Below are 18,109 nucleotides of genomic sequence, written 5' to 3'. Positions count from 1 at the left end.
CGACCTATAACAAGCAATACCTAAGAAGGAAATTCTATGCTATCCCAGCAACACATCGACACCGTTAAAAGCACTATTCCCCTGCTAGAAAGTGTTGGAAGTCAGATTACCGAACATTTCTACGTGCGGATGTTTAAGCATAACCCCGAGCTGAAAGACATCTTCAACATGAGCCACCAGCACAGTGGTGGTCAGTCCGTTGCTCTGTTTAACGCACTTGCCGCCTACGCCACACACATTGATAATCTGCCGGTACTCACCGCCGCTGTCGAACGCATCGCCCAGAAACATACCAGCTTCAATATCCAGCCGGAGCATTATGACATTGTGGGTCATCACCTGATCGAAACCTTACGGGAGCTGGCTGCCGATGCATTTACCCCGGACATCGAAGACGCCTGGATAGCCGCCTATGGCCTGCTGGCCTCGGTATTTATTGGCCGCGAAGGTGAACTTTACAGTGAACGCGCAGCCACAGACGGGGGCTGGAGCGGCCCGCGGCGCTTCCGACTGATCGAAAAACGCATTGAATCCGAACTGGTTAAAAGCCTGGTATTTGAACCGGTTGATGGCCAGCCGGTCATCGGTTATCAGCCGGGACAATACCTCGGCGTTAAAGTTAAACCGACTACCAGCGAACATATTGAGATCCGCCAGTACTCCCTGTCGGATACACCCAACGGCGAAACCTACCGGATCTCCGTCAAACGTGAAGCCATGGGGGTACCCGGTCAGGTATCCAATTATCTGCACGATGGCCTGCGGCTTAATCAGGAAGTTGAACTGCTGGCACCGGCCGGTGACTTCCTGTTTACCGACCGCCAGCGCCCAGTAGTCGCTATTTCAGCAGGGGTTGGCCTGACGCCCATGATCAGCATTCTGGAAACCCTTGCCCGGAAGGGCTACAGCCAGCCGATCCATTACCTGCATGCCTGTGAAAACCTTGAGCAGCATTCTTTCCGCAAGCGTGTAAACCAATTAGCAGAGGCATTGCCGCTCACCGCGCACACCTGGTACAACCAGGACCACAGTGATGCGGCAAACAGCCATCACGGCCTGATGGATCTCAGCCTGATCAAACAAGAGCTGCCGTTAAACGACGGTGATTTCTATCTGTGCGGCCCAACGCCTTTCATGCGGTTTATCAAGCAACAGTTGCTGAACCTGGGTGCCACTGAAGACCAGATCCACTACGAAGTATTCGGCCCCCATCAGGACTTCTGATCACCGCTGAATCACCAAACGCCGCATCCAACACTGCGGCGTTTTTACATTCCAGAAAAGAAAAGCGGCCCCCTACACCACAATGATATGGTCAAAAGCAAAGCCCCCGATTACTGCCATACTGAAGATCACCGTCAGGAACGCAGCCAGTAATGGCCAGTAAAATAACCGGCGCAGTAAAATCACCTCCGGCAGGCTGGCACCGCCACTGCCAATCACCAGCGCGATGATCGCCCCCATACTCACCCCTTTGGCCAGAAAAGAGCCTACCAGTGGCATGATTGCCGTTACCCGCATATACAGCGGAATACCGATCAGCGCTGCCACCGGCACGGCTGCCGGGTTGTCCGCACTGGCCACTTCGGCAAAGAAGTCTGCCGGCACAAAACCGTGTACAAAGGCACCGATCAGCATGGCAATCAGCATATACGGAAACATACTCTTGAACAGGCTCCAGCTGTCTGCCCAGGCCTGCTGCCAGACCGATACAGGCGCCGGCTCACTGCCACCGTCAGACGAGCAGCTGCTCCCTGATGATTTCGAACCACAGCCGGAGGGCCGTGCTTCCAGCATCTCAGTCTTGATGAACCGGTCGAAGTTAAACATTTGCAGCAGGTAACCTGCCAGAACCGAAGCCGTCAGTGCCAGCCCCGCGTACCAGAGCGTAATTTTCAGCCCAAGTACCGGAATAAACAGGGCGATGACTATCGGGTTAAGCAACGGCGAAGTAAACAGAAAGGTCATGGTCGGTCCGAAACCGGCCCGGGCTTTCAGCAAGCCAACCAGCATAGGGATGGTGGAGCAACTGCAAAAGGGCGTAACCGCACCCAGCCCGGCTGCCGTCAGGTAGCCCCTGCCACTGCGGGCACCTAATAAGCGCTGAATTTTTTCAGCAGGCAGTTTCTGATTGATCAGCCCTACGACAAAGCTGATCGCCAGAAACAGGATTGTCAGCTCAGTAAACAGCTGCACAAACATCAGGCCGCTATCCGCAAGCATTGCCTGCATGTCGGGTGTCAGAAAGCTATCAGCGGACATAGTTATAGGCTCCAATTTAATTTGATAATTTTATAAACATCAAAATATATGCTTAAAAAGATGCAGCCACGATGGCTGCGTTATATAACACTCAACAGTTAACCCTGTTGCAGCAATGACTCACTCAGACACATTCAGCGTACAGCACTCAGATTCAAGGAATCCGGTCAGCTCCCGCAGGGCATCCATCTGCGGCACACAGTACAGGGTGCGCCCTTCCCGCCGCTGAGTCAGCAACCCAACGCCCTTAAGCCGGTTAATGTGATGAGACAGCGTCGGCCCGGCCACATCCAGATGCTTCTGTATGTCCCCTACCGGCAAACCTTCACGGCCGGCCCGTACCAGCAACCTGAACACCGCCAGTCGGGTTGTATGGCCTAATTCTGCAAGCCGCTGCGCGGCCAGATCATGTTCCATTGTCATTCCATAAGTGTTGCATTGTTGCGCGAAACCCTTCTTATCCCGGGCAGCAACAGAACAACATTAACTGTTCAGTTGAGGCAAGCATAGATCAGCAAATATTATATTTCAATATTTATTGAAGTATAATATTAGTTATATCTGATTTTAAAGCCAGACAAGGCCCGCATAGGGCTCTTTCTCCAGCGCTTCCAGACGGGAACGAAGGTTACCACAATGGATCTCCAGTTTATGCCCGTCCGGATCAAGCACATACAGAGAATCCCCTTCACTCTGATTGGTTTTCCAGCAGGTAACGCCGGCATTCTGTAAACACAGGGTAATCCGGGGGAAGTCTTCCTCACTGGCATCAAAGGCAATGTGGCTGTAATCCTCCCGCACATCCGGCTCATCCAGCGACAGGCAAAGCCACAACTCCCCCACTGACAGATACGCACCCCGGTCCCATTTCACATGGCCGGTAAAGCCCAGCAGATCAACATAGAAGGCCAGCGCGGCATCCACGTCCCTCACCGCCAGGGTGATATGATTTAAACCTTTCAGCATTGCTGCCTCCTGTTCAGTCTGCTATTCAATCTGAACTGCTGCTGCCACCATCACCGCCAGAACTGCTGCCAGAATCGCCGTCATCTGTGCGGCTAACCTCAACATCGCCACCACTCTCCGCCCCGCTATCACTCCGGCGATCTGCTCTGTTGCCTCCGAGGGTCTTCTTTGCGGTATAGCGTACCGGCTTCCCGGAGCCGGGCCTTAACAACAAATATCTGAGCAACAAAAACACCAGCAGCGCGATAATACCGGCTATTAAATAATCCATTTAAGACTCCCTGAACATCTGTTCAGCTGCTTCCCTGCTTGCGGATATAAAACTCTGATTACTGACCAAAGCATACCCGCAAACTTTGTGCTGACAAGTGTGTTTTTTTACTTCAGTATTGTCGGTTTCTCACCCTCGGCCCCATGGAAGAACCCAGTGTCAGATTCACGTCATACCGCTTTATCCTCGCCCTACCTGCTGCTGACGCTGGCCCCGCTGTTCTGGGGCGGTAATGCGGTAGTTGGCAAACTGGCTGTCAGCGAATGGAACGCCATTGAATTTACCTTCTTACGCTGGGTATTTGCGGTCGCCCTGATCGGCTTTATTGCCCGGGCCCACCTCAAAAAAGACTGGCCCGTAATCCGGGAAAACTGGTGGAAACTGTGCTTAATGGGTGGCTTCGGTTTTGTCGGCTTTAACCTTTGCCTGTATGGCGCTCTGCACTATACCAGCGCCATTAACGTCTCCATCGAACAGGCGGCCATTCCGGTGTTCATCATGGTGCTGAACCGGATTTTATTCAGCCAGCAGGTCTTTGGCCTGCAGATCCTCGGCGTGGTAATTGCGGGTATAGGCGTTGTGATCACAGTTACTCAGGGCAACCCGGCCATTCTGCTCAATGAGGGCCTGAACCGGGGCGATGCCATCATGATCATCGCCATCGTCTTTTACTCTGTTTACAGCGTCAGCCTGCGCTGGCGGCCACAGATTCACGACCTGAGCTTTATTTTCTCTCTGGCGGTGGTCTCGCTGGCAGTGTTGCTGCCGCTGATCGCCTGGAACACCCAGAGCCGTGGCCTGCCGGAAATTAACAGCGGCAACATACTGCTGGTCATTTATGTGGCGATCTTCCCGTCTTTCCTGGCACAACTGTTTTATGCCAAAGGGGTGGCGCGCATCGGTGCTAACCGGGGCGGGATTTTCATCAATCTGGTGCCGATCTTCGGTGCCCTGCTGGCGGTACTGGTGCTGGGTGAAGCTTTTCAGATTTATCACATGATCGGGCTGATCATGGTGCTGGCCGGGATCAGCCTCGCAGAATGGGTCGTGCGGCAGCACAATAAAAAACAGGGGCTTGGCTAACCTGAACGGCTTAGCTAAGCGCCCCTGTTCTTTTCAATCGGAGGAATCAGGCCGCAACAGGCTTTTCCCTGAAGAAGTAGAACTGCATGATCACCGCAGCTTTGGTCAGCGCACTCACGGTACCTGTCATGATCAGCGGCCAGCCGTCGGCAAATCCGATCACCAGACCAAACGCGATATTAGAGACATCTTTCATTGCAAAAATCACGTTCATCGACAGCGATAACGCTCCGACTGACTGCTCTTGGCGGATCTTGCGAATCTGCTGGATGCCACCCTGCAGCATAATCAGGGTAGCCCCCACCGCCAGGAAGATCGACGCCGAGCGGCCGATAAACAGCATGTCTTCTCTGACGCCAATACACAGCACCGCAACGGCCATTAACAGTACGCCGGATAAGAACGGCAGGCGTTGCGACAGCGGCTTACGGTCGCGGAATATTTCAAACAGCACGACCAGTGTCATGGATGCGGCCAGCAAGCGGGTCACAAACAGGTAGTAATCAATCTCCTGCAACATGATGGAATACAGGAAGAACGCATAGAATGCGATGAAGCTTGAAAAGAAGCTGTTCACCGACAGTGAGCGGGTCGCGTAGCCGGTCTCACCGGCCGGAACATCTTTTTTACGGCTGTTGATCCGGCGGTACTGTTTAACCAGCCCGAACAGACAGCCGAGAAACATCAGCGAGCTGAGCATGCCGACGGCGTTGTATAAAAAATCGTGAGTGATCATTGTTAACCTTAAGCAGAGACGGCCGGGCCGTGAAGGCGCGGGAGTATATCAAAAGGCAAACCACGGCGCTTACTGAATACGACAAAACAGCATAATAATTGCGCAAACTTTCGTTCCGCCCTGTGCCGCGCTGATTTCCCGCGATTACCCTGCCCGGTTAATGCGCCTCAGGCATTAACCATCGGCAGCAGTAAACTCAGGGTTATGGGCAAGGTCACAAAGGCAATCAGGGTCTGCACGGTAATGATCGATGCCATTGCCGGGGCATTCCCGCCCAGCTGCCGGGCCAGCACATAGGCCGAAGGTGCAGTCGGCACCGCCATAAAAATCACCACGATAATCACCGTCAGCCCTTCCAGACCCAGCCATTGCCCGATCAGCAGCGCCGCCAGCGGTTTAAACAGAAACTGCATCACAGAGGTAAAGGCGATCATTTCAATGCTGCTGCTAATATTTCCCAGCCGTAACGCCGCGCCTACCGCCAGCAACGCCATAGGCAGCGCGGTTTTACCCAGCATCAGCAGCAGATTGTCCAGCGAAGCTGTCAGGCCGATACCGGTCAGGTTCAGAGTTAAACCGATCAGGCAGCCGATAATCAGCGGATTGGTAATTAACTGGTACGGCAACTGCAGCCAGTTCCCCTGCCGGCGGTTCGCCACCGAGAACACAGACACACTGAGAATATTCACCGAAATCACGATCACCACCGTGGCCAGCGCGCCAACCATCAGCCCCTGAGCGCCAAACAGGTTATCCGCCAGTGCCAGTGCCACAAAGCTGTTAAAACGGACCCCACCCTGAAACACCGAAGTGAAAGATGGCATATCCACCGGACGGACCAGGCTCTGCCACAGCACAATCACTGCGCTGCACAGCAACAGCGCCATGACGAGGGTGGCAAAAACTTCGAACCAGGCCAGATCCTGCAGGGATTTATTCGCCAGTGACACCACCAGCAGCGAGGGCGCAAACAGATAGTAGGTAAGCTTTTCAATGCCAGCCCAGACACTTTCACCCACCTTAAAATGCTGGCGGGCCAGATAACCGATAAACACGGTCAGGGTCACGGGAATGAGGGCTTCGATGGCAAGAGGCATAGCAGGCTCCGACTAAACACACAGCAGAAGAAGTAATTTCCGCCAAGCTTACGCCTGCTTAACAAACAATAAAAATTATACTTTTTAGCTTAACTGTTAAAATTATTTTATGAATTAACTTAACCTTCTGATCTCTTAGCCCTCTGTTTCAATAAAGGCATCAGTAAACTCATCAATCAGCATCTGCACCAGCCCCTGCCGGGCATGTTCGCGGCGCTGATAAATACCGATATTCCGGTAAATAACCGGATCACCAAAAGGCACCAGCCGGATATCGCTCATGAGCTGCTCACTGCGGTACTTACCCAGCGCCATTACTGTGACGCCAAGGTTCTGCTTCACCATATTCAGCGCCCCCTGCAGCGAATCCAACTCCATCATTTCGTTGGTCTGAATCTGGCGGCGGCGCAGTTCGTTGTCGATCATGCTCCCCGCCCAGGCCCGCGGATCAAGGCGGATAAACGGATACTGGCTCAGGATCTCACTGTCGGACAACGCCGGCACATCTTTATGGCCAACCACGTAAAACGGCTCCGATTCCAGCGTTTGCCAGCAAAATTCCGGGCGTATCGCCTGTTGCGGCTCGGTAATGAGCACGGCATCAAGTTCACCGTTTTCCACCCGGGCTGCCAGATCAATCGACATGCCGCGCAGAATCTTGATCTTCAGATGCGGAAAACGTTCCCGCAGCCGTGCCAGCACTAAACCCAGCCCGCCGGTCTGAATGCTGAATACCGCCCCCAGCAACAGCTCACCCCGGTACTGGCTTTCACTGCCAATGCCCTCGCCTAACTGATCATACAGCCCGAGAATTTTCTCTGCCCTTTCCAGCACTTTGCGGCCATCAGGATTCAACACCTGATTTCGGCCAATACGGTCAAACAGCCGCGCCCCCAGTTCCTCTTCCAGCTGGCGAATCTGAATACTGACCGCCGCCTGAGTCAGGCCCAGCGTCTCGCCGGCAGCGGCAAAGCTGCCCTGCTGGACAATGGCGGTCAGTGTGCGCAGTGTTTTAAGTGACATGATTTACCTGCCTGTCAGTCCTTAGCCGGCCCGTCTATACGGGGTGACCAGTCTTCCACTTCGGCTTTTTCCAGACGCTTCTTCAGCAGCTTCTCCCACGATTCAACCAATGGCAGCTGCAGCGCTTCCCGCAACTGCGGTGCATCCAGAACACCGTCGTAGATCAGCCCCATAAAGCGGGACAGTGACCATTGCGGCCACGGCCGTGCAACCAGCACAATATCATCGCCAGCCTGTAAAGAGCCGGCTTCCAGCACCCGGAAGTACCAACCCGTACGCCGCGTATCCTGCACCTGCTTCGCCATGGTTTTGCAGTCAAACCTGTCGTTCAGCTTCCAGCATGGCTGACGCCCCTGCGACACTTCAAACAGTACCGATCCGATTCTGAACTGATCCCCCATGCACACCGTTGCTTCGGTCAGGCCCCGGCTGCTGAGGTTTTCACCAAAGGCACCGGCCTGTTCCAGAACAGCCCGGTGGCCAAGGGCTTCCTGCCATTCGCTGTAATGTTCCCGGGGGTAAATATGCACCGCTTTGTGAGGCCCGCCGTGCACCCGTAAATCTGCCTGTTCATCACCGTAAAGCCCAAGTTCCAACACCTCAACTGCACCTTCAACCGGTGTTTTATGAATGGCGCTGGTCTTGCCCGGCCGGCTGTACGGAACCGCCTTACCGGTTAATACGACTTCAACTTTCCCTAGTACTGTATGGTTCATAACTGACTTCCTTCTTCGCAAGAATGTCTGGCTGTGAATGGCCAGAGGCTTATCCTATTACTTCGCATTACGAATCGCTATTACCTATCTTACCTCTCATCCGGAAAGACAGGCTTTTGGCCTCACAGACCGGTCGCTAAAAATAATCACAAAACACACTGTCATAAATTGTCTGCCCGGAGACAAACAGAAAAGGCATCGTTAATAGATATTTCTGAATTTCTCAGCCATCAGCCCCAGTTTTCTCATAATATTGGAGTCTTTTGCCTGCGCATGGGCATCCGGTGACAGTATCGCCATCAGTAAAAAGCAATCATCATGTAAAGCCCCCGGGCAATACACCAGGTGTTTATCACTGGTTCGGTAAAACTGAATGGTATGTACATCCCACTGATCTGATTCATCCAACAAATGTATATGCTGAACCTGCCCGGCCTGTATCAGTGGCGGAGTATTCGGATGGTCGTATGCTGCATCTCTGCCAAATGTATCGGGCAGTTCGCCTGTGGTTTTATAGCGTCTGAAGTCATTGGTTAACGCAATTTGCTCTTGTTCCGTGAGCTGTGCCCGAAGCACTCGTCCTTTGAAAATACGCATTATTCAGTGAATTCACCCAGTTCATCATCAGAGGCAGTTTCCAATGCTTCCCTGCCTGCCGCTGCGATAGCATCAAGCCGGGCCGCTGTTGGCCGGAAGCTCGCCCTGAATTCTGTCGGTGCCTGCTGTGCCTCAACTGCTTTAATCAGCATTTCGAATGTTTCAGCGCTGACCATGTAACCGGCAGGCTTGTTGTTCGACAACACGGCTACCGGCTGCTCGGTGAAATATTTTGCAGGATTTTTACGCACTTCAGTAATACTGACTGTTTGTTCCGCGTAGATCGCCTGAGTACTCATTTACTCTCTCCGCATAAGGTTTGCACATAATATTGTACATAAAGATGTACTTAATTATGTACCTCTAAACCGAATACTACAAACTGTCGCTGTTCATAAGGTGATACATAAAGAATCTGCATCACTCGCAAAACAAATCTGTGAGAGAAGCAGGCAACGCAAGGCTGACTTAAATTGAGTTCAGAAGTGTCGGTGCGGCCTCCGGTATCAGTCTGATACCTTATACCGCACCCTGTTTCAGTTACTGAACGGTAAGGCCACACCAATCCCGGCGAACATGCCACCGCAGCAACGGTTGAAGATCTTGCCGGAGCGTTCCAGCACCGGCCGTAGCTGAAATGCCGCCCGGGCCAGGGTGAACTCTATGATGATTTCCATCACGCCGATGGTCAGTGCCATCACCACAAACTGAGTGAGCAGCGAGCGTTCCGGGTCGATGAACTGCGGAAAGAACGCCGCAAAAAACAGAATAACCTTAGGGTTAGAGACCGACGTCGTGAACCCGGAACGGAACAGCGCCAGATTACTCCGTCGCTTTGGTTCTGCAGGCTGGCTCATGGACATCGCCGGGCTGCGCCACACCTGAATGCCCAGGTAGATCAGGTAAGCCGCGCCGAGCCATTTCATGATCAGCAAAATATTACCGCTGGTTTGCAACAGTGCGCCAATACCCAGCAGCGACAACGCCACAATCAGCATGAAGCCGCTGCAGCTGCCGGCAATGGTCAGGCAGGTACGGCGGTGCCCGTAGAGCGCGCCGTGCGTGAGCGCCAGCAGGCTGTTCGGGCCAGGAGTCAGGGTAAGACCGGCAACCGCCAGTAAATAGATCAGCCAGGTATCAAGTGCCATCAGAATGTCTCCATGAATCAGACAGCCAATGTACGGCACGGATGGGAGAAAATAAACCTTTTATCCGGCAGGCCGGAATGCCCGCATCCATGCAGTCAGGTGTTGCAGTAATTTGTGGGGGCCGGCTGAGAGATGTCGCCCCAGCCGGGTAATCATGTGCGCTTCGCCGCTGGCCAGCAAGTTGTGGTCCACCGGGATGGTCACCAGCTGCTGATCAGCAATTTCCGCCGCCACCACAAACTCCGGCAATAGGGTGATGCCCATATCTGCCCGGACAAAATGCTTAAGCACCGCGATTGAATTACTGGTCATTACCGGGGTAAACCGAAACTGCTCCCGAAATTCCACCATGGCCAGTAACTGGCGCACACCGAAATGGCTTTCCGGTAACGCCACCGGATAATCCAGTAACTGTTCCAGACTCACAGCCCCCTGCCCGGCAACCGCCACCAGCTCATGTTCCGGATGAACAATGACACAGGTAGGCTGACGGCTCACCGCCTGAGAACGGATACCGGGATGATTACCCGGCTGGAACAGCAGGCCGATATGGGCTTCATCGCTTTCCACCATGCGTACCACTTCGTTACTCCCGGCGGTGGTAATGCCCACGGTGATCTGCGGATAATGGCGTTGAAACTCGGGTAACGGCCCGGCCATTAAATCACCGACAAAGCCTTCGCCAACCGCGAGTTGTATATGACCAAGCTGCAACCCCTTAAGGGCCTGCAGCTTGGCCACACAGTCTTCTTCGTTTGCCAGGCTCTCACGGTAGTAACGTAACACCAGCTCACCGGCTTCCGTCACGGTGACACCTTTACGGTGCCGCTCGATCAGGGTCATGGCCAGTTCGTCTTCAAGTAAAGCGATTTGCCGGCTCACCGCAGAAGGCGCGACATTCAGCTTGTCCGCCGCTGCCCTGACAGTGCCCAGGGTAACCGCCTCATAGAGATAAGCCACCCGCTTTTCGTTAATCGCCTTCATGATGAATGACTACTCAGCCAACCCGGTTCAGGCCAACTGTGCCCGGGCCAGTTCAACCCAGTAGTTAGCACCCCGTGGCAGGATGTCATCGTTAAAGTCGTAATACGGATTGTGCAGGCCTTTACCGCCTTCACTGGAACCGTTACCCACCCAAACGTACGCACCCGGGCGTTCCTGCAGCATAAAGGCAAAATCTTCCGCCCCCATGCTCGGGTCAGGAGTGAGATCCACTTTATCGTCACCCACCAGCGCTTTAGCCACACTGGCACAGATATCAGCATGCGCCGCATCATTCACCGTGCACGGATACACCCGGCGGTAATCAAGCGCGCCGGTGGCACCGTATGCCTGACAGATGCTTTCCACCAGACGGCGCATGCGGGATTCGATCAGATCCTGAGTTTCTTTTGAGAATGCCCGGCAGGTGCCGGAAAGGGTCGCGCTGTCCGGCACCACGTTATAGGCTTCGCCGCCTTTCATCCGGGTGATACTGATTACCCCGGACTGCAGCGGGTTCATGGTCCGGCTGACCACGCTCTGCAGGCTGGTAATCAGTTGGCCGGCAATCGCCACCGGGTCGACCCCAAGGTGTGGCATACCGCCATGGCAGCCCTTACCGGTAATGGTGATATCGAATACATCCATAGACGCCATCACCGGCCCGGAATGCACGGCAAATTCGCCGCTTTCAAGCCCCGGCCAGTTATGCATGCCATATACCGCTTTCACCGGAAAACGCTCAAACAGGCCCTGCTCACACATGGCCCGGGCACCGGCTTCACCTTCTTCAGCAGGCTGGAAGATGAATACCACAGTCCCGGCAAAATCCCGGTGTTCCGCCAGATGCTTTGCCGCCCCCAGTAACATGCAGGTATGGCCGTCGTGGCCGCAGCCATGCATCTTACCGGCATTCACCGAACAGTGATCGAAGGTATTCAGCTCTTGCAGATTCAGCGCATCCATATCCGCCCGCAGGGCAATGGCGTCATCCCCCGCCAGCTTGCCCTTAAGAGTGGCTACTACACCGGTGGTTGCAATGCCGGTATGCACTTCCAGACCAAATTCCGTTAACAGGCTGGCAACAATTTTCGCGGTACGGTGTTCTTCAAAGGCAGTTTCCGGATGGCGGTGTAAATCCCGCCGCCAGTCACGCATTTGCTGATGGAGCTGGCCTTCCTGTTCTATCAGTGACATCTGTCTTCTCCTCTGGGCTTCGGCATGTCAGCCGCAGTCCGGATAAATCTCAATAATGGTGTTACCGGCATAATGTGCCGGTATGCGCAGGCCGCCGTCATCGGTGCGGATATACTCAACGCCGCCGGCATCCAGATAGTCGCTCGCCTGCTGCAGTGATGCGGTACTCACCCGAATGGCTACGCCGCCGGGTAACTGATCATCGCTGACGGGTACGTCCACCCCGCGAAAGCGAATCGTCGCCTGCTCAGGTGTCAGTACTTCAAATATGCCCCGGTCGGTCTGAACCTTCATATAACCGTCTTCCCGGGTCACCGCCTGCGGGCCGTAAATGCCGCTGAAACGGGCCGCCAGTGACGCTGGCTCACGGGCCACATAGCTGACACAGGTAATGCCATTCGCGCCGTTCGGGTGGGTCATCCAGTCTTCTACCCACACCAGGTGCGGTTTATGCTGATGGCAGAAAAAATGTGACACCGACGGGGCATCGGAGTTTATCAGCATCACCAGCGAAACCACAGCCTCTTCTTCCGTGCCGTCGGGCCGGTGGGCCACCCGGCGAAACTCCACAATGCCCATATTTTCCACCCCACGGGTTTCCATCAGGGCATGATCCGCCCGGGCATCCTTACTGTGCAGCGCCACCAGTGAAATGCCTTCTTTGCGCTCAATGGAATTGCTGATAAAGCGGCCAAAGGCAAACCCTTTCTCGTTGGTCAGGTCCAGCTTGCTGTGATCATAAATGCTGATCACCTCAATGAAGTTTTCCGGGAACATCAGCAAATGGTTGTCGGTGCCCCACGGATGATGGTGCCGGGGGTTAATAAAAAAACCCAGCCGGGCAAAATCTTCGCAGGCCTTATCCATATCACGAACCGCCACCAGCGGATGGTCGATTCCCAAATGATTTTCAGCACGTTTATTATTCATTGTTTCAGTCTCTGTTATTCAGCACCCGGCCTTTTGGCCCAACCACGGTTGTGCCGGCAGGAATGTCATTGACCACAACTGCGCCACCGGCCACTTTGGCACCGGCTCCAATTTCAACATTGCCGAAGATCACCGCGCCGGAACCGACAAAGCTGCCCTCACGCAATTTCGGATGGCGGTCGCCACTGCCCTTACCGGTGCCACCCAGGGTGACATTCTGGAACAGGGTCACGTTGTCTTCGATCACTGCGGTTTCACCCACGACCACGCCCACGGCATGATCAATAAAAATGCCACGGCCAATCTTGGCCCCGGGATGAATATCCACCCCGAACAGGGAAACCACCCTTCCCTGAATATAGCTGGCCATTGCCCGCTGATCACTGTGCCAGCAATGATGCGCTATACGGTGGCACTGCAACGCCTGATAGCTGGCGAAGTGCAGCAGCGGCGTGTAATGGTCTTTAATGCTGGCATTGCTCTGCAGCTGGCAGAGCAGATCACAAAAAGCCGCCTCTTCAATGGCCGGCTCTGCAGTGATCTGCTGCTGTAAAAAAGTCCGCCACTGGTTAAGCTGATCTTTCAATTCAGCAGCCCCGCCCGCATCACGGTCCAGCAGCTTTTCGGCCAGCACAAACGCCAGCGCGCCGGCAAAGCTATCGTGCTGAATAATGTTGCGACGGTAAAAGTCTTCCAACATCGGAAAATCCCGCGCTGCCAGTTCAGCTTCCGCCACCACCGTTGGCCACAGGGTTGTCAGATCTATCTCGCGTTTATAATCGGTCATCAGATATGCCTCTTCTTCGCGCCTGCCCGGCCGGCTCAGGTTTTCACCTGAACCGACCGCACAGCGTCTTCGCGATTATTCGATGGAATAGCCAAACTGAATGGCGGCATCCTTCGCGGTTTCCACCCAGACGCTCTTGGTCTGGGTGTATTCCAGCAGGCCTTCATAGCCGCTGGAACGGCCATATCCGCTTTCACCGAAGCCACCGAACGGTGACATCACATTGATAGCCTTATAGCTGTTCACCCAGAAGGTACCGGCATTCACGGCCGCGGCCATGCGGTGAGCACGGCCCACATCCGCCGTCCAGACCGCACCGGCCAGACCAAAGCGGCTGTCATTGGCAATCGCAATCGCATCTTCTTCGTCATCAAACGGAATCACCGAGACCACCGGGCCGAAGATCTCTTCCTGCGCCACCGCCATGCTGTTATCGACATCCGCCAGTACCGTTGGGCGGAAGAAGTAGCCGGCCTCGCCGCCGGCAATATCCGCTCCGCAGCCACCGGCAGCAACCCGTGCACCGGCAGCCTTACCCTGCTCCACCAGTGCTGACACATGGCTGAACTGAGCCAGGTTATTAATCGGCCCCACCATGGTGTCGTCCTGCCACGGCAGGCCCACCGGAATTTTGTTTGTGGCTGAAGCCAAACGCTCTACCACTTCGTCATACACACCGCGCTGCACCAGCAAACGGGAACCGGATACGCAGCTCTGCCCGGCGGCAGCAAACACCGCGGCCTGAGCACCCACCACGGCACGGTCCAGATCCGCATCATCGAAGACGATATTGGCAGACTTGCCGCCCAGCTCCAGTACGCATGGAATCACCCGCTGTGCCGCCGCCGCAGCAATCACGCCACCGGTTTTCGGAGAACCGACAAACACAACCTTCTTCGTCACAGGGTTGCTGATGGCCGCCGCACCGGTGCTGTGGCCCAGCCCGTTAATCACGTTAACCAGCCCTTTCGGAATGCCGGCATCTTCAATCAGCTTCACCAGCGCAGTAGAACTTAACGGGGTCAGCTCAGACGGCTTCAGCAATACACCGTTACCGGCACAGATCGCCGGGGCAATCTGCCAGCCACAGGTAAACACCGGCGCATTCCACGGCGTAATCTGGGTCACCACGCCGTACGGTTCATGGCGGGTATAGTTAAGGTGAGACGTCGGCACCGGAATCACCTGGCCGGTCATCTTGTCGCACCAGCCGGCATAGTACTCAAACATCTCGGCGACTTTAGCCACCTCTACCCGGCAATCCCGCACCGGCTTACCGGCAGACACCGACTCAAGACGGGCCAGCGCTTCAGCATGCTCACGCACCTTGATGCTGCAGGCCCACATCGCACGGGCACGGGCACTGGCAGGTAACGCCCACCACTGCTTCTGTGCCGCACTGGCGGCAGCGGCGGCGTCTTCAACCACCGCTTCACCGGCATCGGCATAGCTCATAAACTCCGCGCCGGTGGCCGGGTTAATCAGGCTGATGGCTTCGCCGTTACCCATGCGCATTGCACCGTTAACCCAGCTACCAAAGGTAGCTGCGGCCCGGCTGTCATCAAATAAGCTGTTCAGTAGCTCAGCCACCTGAGCGGCACCGTTCTGTTCAACGGTAAATTCTTTGGCTAATACGGTCATGATTATTCTCCCAGCCCGGCGTTCTTGATGATGCAGTTGAAATCGTCAGCGTCTGCGATGTTGTCTTCACTGGCAGCCCAGATCTGCGCGATCTGCTCCGCAACAGGCAACTCCAGCTGCATATCCGCCGCCAGCTTCTTCGCCAAACGAACATCCTTACGCATCAGTTGCATGGTAAAACCGGAGTCAAAACCTTCATTCAGAATCCAGCGGGGGAAGTTCACTTCACTGATGGCACTGCGGCCTGAGCCAGCATTCAGACCTTCAATTAACAATGCAGGATCAAGCCCGGCGCGCTTACCCAGCGCCACCGCCTCCGCAGTCGTCACCAAATGGGCCGCACACAGCAGGTTATTGATCAGCTTGGCCACATGGCCGCTGCCGCTGTCACCCAGGTGCACCACCTTGCTGCTCAGGGCATCCAGTACCGGCATAGCGCGGTCCAGCGCGGCGGCTTCACCGCCCACCACCATCACCATGGTGCCAGCGGCTGCACCTGCCGGCCCGCCGCTCACTGGCGCATCCAGCATCTGGTGGCCCTTGCTGGCCAGACAACCGGCCAGATCACGGGTAATATCCGGCTCAGAGGTAGAGGTATCAATCATCAGGCTGCCCGCCGGCGCATGCTCCAGCAAGCCACCCTCACCCTGAATCACCGCCTGCACGTGCTTCGCCATCGGTAACGACAACACAAAGGTATCCGTCAGTTCACAAAGTGCAGCGATACTGTCAACCATCTGCACCCCTAACTCTGCCGCCGCTGCACGCTGCGCTTCACCCAAATCCGTACCTGCCACCTGAAACCCTTCCCGCAACAGGGTTTTGGCCATGCCATAACCCATTGCGCCCAGGCCGATTACACCTACCGTCTTATTCGCCATGATTTACCTTTTCTTATAATTGAGAATCACATTTCCCCCATTCTGACCCAACAGACTGTTACGAATAAGGAGATAAGATTTGGTTTATTGTTCTGATTTAGGCAACACAAAGAGTGTAGGAGAAGATTGGGAGTTGGGGGTGGGAGTTGGGGTTTTATGGAGTGCTTAGAGGAGGGAGCAAGCTAAGGCAGCAGATTGGAGTCAGGTAGCACGACTACCAAGTGTTATGCCTAATCAAGGTCGGCAGGAAATTTACAAATTTTCAGAAGACTTTAAAGTACAAGTACATTGTCAGATTTTTCCCTTTGCTTATCTTTCTTTAAGACAAAACAAGCCTGCAAAGGGATTCACATAATTAAAAAACATCTGAGTATGTTTAAAGGTGAAAAGCTGACAAAATAAAAAAAGCCCGCGTATGGCGGGCTTTTCTTAACTCTTATGTCTTTGGTGGGCTGCCGAAACAGGGATATCCAAAGCTCACAACCAAATACTAAGCGCTAAGCAACTTTGTGTCAAAAATGATAATAACTTCTGAGAATCAGGTAATAAGATCAGGTCTTTCATTTTGACTTATTTACTACAAAGACAAAACAAGACCTGACCATATTGTAACAGTTATATTTCAGCATGATTTTTCATTTACTTAACTGATTGGAAACACCAGATGCGTAAGCCGATTGTAATCAAAGCAGGATCTGAATCTCCGGATGAAACAAATGGCACCAGCTTTGCGATTCCACGGTGCCTGGCAACGCTACGCACACGCTGCGAGGTTGTTGTCACGGAGGATGAAGCACAACAAACACTGATCGATGCCGTCGCAGGCGCGAGCATTCTCATGTACACCTATGGAAACATAACCCGGGAAGTGCTGGAGGCAGGACAACCAAACTTAAAAACTGTGATAAAGATGGGCACAGGTATAGATTCTGTCGACTTTACAGCCGCTAAAGCTTTGGGTGTAAGAGTAGTGAACTGTCCTGATTACGCGCGTTTTGCCGTTGCTGAAACGGCATTTTTACTGCTGATTAACTGTTTTAAAAAATTTATACCAATGCATCGGGCAATGTGTGAGGCGGGTTGGGCTGCACCAGGTAAAGCGAATCAGGGGTTTGAACTCAGAGGGAAAACCGTAGGCCTCGTCGGAGTGGGTCATATTAACGCTGAATTAGCTCAGATGTGCTCAGGATTTGGTATGCAAGTACAAGGCTACAGCCCACGTATGGACCGTGCAAGAATGCAGGATCACGGTGTGGAAAAAGTCGATTCCTTACCTGAACTTGCCGCACAGGCAGATGCACTCTGTATCTGTGTGCCTTTAACCGCAGAAACCACAGGACTGATTAGCCGGGAAGTGCTGGAAGCAATGAAGCCCAGCGCGTTTTTAATCAATGTCGGTCGTGGCGCTACGGTGGATGAAGAAGCTCTAGTAGAGTGTGTTGAACAGGGCGTTATCGCCGGTTGTGGGTTAGATGTTTACTCGCAAGAGCCCCTAAATAAAGATGACCACCCAATGGCTAAACTGCTCAATTCAGATAACGCGGTGCTCACCCCGCACTTAGCGGCGTGGACTAAAGATACCTGGCAGCGCCTGGAGCAGGATATAGTCACTCATGTCTTTAACGTGCTGGATAATCAGCCGTTGGTGATTAACTCAACAGACAGACGTTTAGCAGGACAGCCTGACTGTGTTTACCCTCATTCAAAGGCAAATTAAACACACTGCACGTTGTAATGATGGAATAACTACATAACGGGGCCAGGTGTTTCCTCTTGGCTTATTTACTTCAAAG

The 18,109-nt window shown here is 54.0% G+C and carries 20 protein-coding genes; 3 read left to right on the top strand and 17 right to left on the bottom strand.

Annotation, left to right across the window (positions count from 1 at the left end; translation table 11 throughout):
- Window positions 1-36: 36 nt before the first annotated feature.
- Window positions 37-1,224: an NO-inducible flavohemoprotein gene (hmpA, locus tag PCI15_RS10860; protein ID WP_271274356.1), complete on the top strand. Its 1,188-nt coding sequence runs from the start codon at window positions 37-39 to the stop codon at window positions 1,222-1,224.
- Between the two features lie 72 nt (window positions 1,225-1,296).
- Here the strand turns inward: hmpA and PCI15_RS10855 are convergent, their stop codons facing one another.
- From PCI15_RS10855 to PCI15_RS10840, 4 genes are all read right to left on the bottom strand, one after another.
- Window positions 1,297-2,262 carry a permease gene (locus PCI15_RS10855; RefSeq protein ID WP_271274355.1) on the bottom strand — a complete coding sequence of 322 codons (966 nt, stop codon included), beginning with the start codon at window positions 2,260-2,262 and terminating at the stop codon, window positions 1,297-1,299.
- A gap of 120 nt (window positions 2,263-2,382) precedes the next feature.
- Window positions 2,383-2,679, bottom strand: coding sequence for an ArsR/SmtB family transcription factor (locus tag PCI15_RS10850; RefSeq protein ID WP_271274354.1), 297 nt, complete (start codon window positions 2,677-2,679; stop codon window positions 2,383-2,385).
- A gap of 150 nt (window positions 2,680-2,829) precedes the next feature.
- Window positions 2,830-3,228 carry a fosfomycin resistance glutathione transferase gene (fos, locus tag PCI15_RS10845; RefSeq protein WP_271274353.1) on the bottom strand — a complete coding sequence of 133 codons (399 nt, stop codon included), beginning with the start codon at window positions 3,226-3,228 and terminating at the stop codon, window positions 2,830-2,832.
- Window positions 3,229-3,253: 25 nt separating this feature from the next.
- A complete protein-coding gene (locus PCI15_RS10840) occupies window positions 3,254-3,499 on the bottom strand; it encodes a hypothetical protein (protein WP_271274352.1) in 246 nt (81 codons plus the stop codon).
- A 156-nt stretch (window positions 3,500-3,655) separates the two neighbouring features.
- On the opposite strand from PCI15_RS10840, the gene PCI15_RS10835 reads away from it, so the two are divergent.
- Window positions 3,656-4,582 carry a DMT family transporter gene (locus tag PCI15_RS10835; protein ID WP_271274351.1) on the top strand — a complete coding sequence of 309 codons (927 nt, stop codon included), beginning with the start codon at window positions 3,656-3,658 and terminating at the stop codon, window positions 4,580-4,582.
- Between the two features lie 46 nt (window positions 4,583-4,628).
- Here PCI15_RS10835 and PCI15_RS10830 read toward each other — a convergent pair whose 3' ends face one another.
- The 13 genes from PCI15_RS10830 to PCI15_RS10770 form a co-directional block, all read right to left on the bottom strand.
- Window positions 4,629-5,318, bottom strand: coding sequence for a hypothetical protein (locus PCI15_RS10830; protein ID WP_271274350.1), 690 nt, complete (start codon window positions 5,316-5,318; stop codon window positions 4,629-4,631).
- A 167-nt stretch (window positions 5,319-5,485) separates the two neighbouring features.
- A complete protein-coding gene (locus PCI15_RS10825) occupies window positions 5,486-6,415 on the bottom strand; it encodes an AEC family transporter (protein ID WP_271274349.1) in 930 nt (309 codons plus the stop codon).
- Window positions 6,416-6,550: 135 nt separating this feature from the next.
- Window positions 6,551-7,438, bottom strand: a complete 888-nt coding sequence (locus PCI15_RS10820; protein WP_271274348.1) for a LysR family transcriptional regulator — start codon at window positions 7,436-7,438, stop codon at window positions 6,551-6,553.
- Window positions 7,439-7,452: 14 nt separating this feature from the next.
- Entirely contained in the window at window positions 7,453-8,154 is a 702-nt protein-coding gene (locus PCI15_RS10815; RefSeq protein WP_271274347.1) for an MOSC domain-containing protein, read from the bottom strand.
- A gap of 201 nt (window positions 8,155-8,355) precedes the next feature.
- Window positions 8,356-8,751 (bottom strand): type II toxin-antitoxin system YafO family toxin, encoded by a 396-nt coding sequence (locus PCI15_RS10810; protein WP_271274346.1) that lies wholly within the window; start codon window positions 8,749-8,751, stop codon window positions 8,356-8,358.
- On the bottom strand, window positions 8,751-9,050 hold the full coding sequence (gene yafN, locus PCI15_RS10805) for a type I toxin-antitoxin system antitoxin YafN (protein ID WP_271274345.1): 300 nt from the start codon (window positions 9,048-9,050) through the stop codon (window positions 8,751-8,753). Before yafN ends, PCI15_RS10810 begins: the two co-directional genes overlap by 1 nt.
- A gap of 237 nt (window positions 9,051-9,287) precedes the next feature.
- Window positions 9,288-9,899, bottom strand: a complete 612-nt coding sequence (locus PCI15_RS10800; protein WP_271274344.1) for a LysE family translocator — start codon at window positions 9,897-9,899, stop codon at window positions 9,288-9,290.
- Between the two features lie 60 nt (window positions 9,900-9,959).
- Window positions 9,960-10,883 (bottom strand): LysR family transcriptional regulator, encoded by a 924-nt coding sequence (locus PCI15_RS10795; RefSeq protein ID WP_271274343.1) that lies wholly within the window; start codon window positions 10,881-10,883, stop codon window positions 9,960-9,962.
- Window positions 10,884-10,910: 27 nt separating this feature from the next.
- A complete protein-coding gene (locus PCI15_RS10790; protein WP_271274342.1) occupies window positions 10,911-12,077 on the bottom strand; it encodes a M20 aminoacylase family protein in 1,167 nt (388 codons plus the stop codon).
- A gap of 27 nt (window positions 12,078-12,104) precedes the next feature.
- Entirely contained in the window at window positions 12,105-13,007 is a 903-nt protein-coding gene (locus PCI15_RS10785) for a VOC family protein (RefSeq protein ID WP_271274341.1), read from the bottom strand.
- 4 nt (window positions 13,008-13,011) lie between these two features.
- Window positions 13,012-13,794, bottom strand: coding sequence for a serine O-acetyltransferase EpsC (gene epsC / locus PCI15_RS10780; protein ID WP_271274340.1), 783 nt, complete (start codon window positions 13,792-13,794; stop codon window positions 13,012-13,014).
- A gap of 75 nt (window positions 13,795-13,869) precedes the next feature.
- The gene (locus tag PCI15_RS10775) at window positions 13,870-15,435 is read right to left on the bottom strand and encodes an aldehyde dehydrogenase family protein (protein WP_271274339.1); all 1,566 of its coding nucleotides are present in this window, start codon (window positions 15,433-15,435) and stop codon (window positions 13,870-13,872) included.
- Between the two features lie 2 nt (window positions 15,436-15,437).
- Window positions 15,438-16,316, bottom strand: a complete 879-nt coding sequence (locus tag PCI15_RS10770) for an NAD(P)-dependent oxidoreductase (protein ID WP_271274338.1) — start codon at window positions 16,314-16,316, stop codon at window positions 15,438-15,440.
- 664 nt (window positions 16,317-16,980) lie between these two features.
- On the opposite strand from PCI15_RS10770, the gene PCI15_RS10765 reads away from it, so the two are divergent.
- Window positions 16,981-18,033 (top strand): NAD(P)-dependent oxidoreductase, encoded by a 1,053-nt coding sequence (locus PCI15_RS10765; protein WP_271274337.1) that lies wholly within the window; start codon window positions 16,981-16,983, stop codon window positions 18,031-18,033.
- Window positions 18,034-18,109 lie beyond the last annotated feature (76 nt).

The sequence above is a fragment of the Aliamphritea hakodatensis genome, from assembly GCF_024347195.1.
GTDB classification, from domain to species: Bacteria; Pseudomonadota; Gammaproteobacteria; order Pseudomonadales; family Balneatricaceae; genus Amphritea; species Amphritea hakodatensis.
This window is presented reverse-complemented; position numbering and strand designations above follow the sequence as displayed.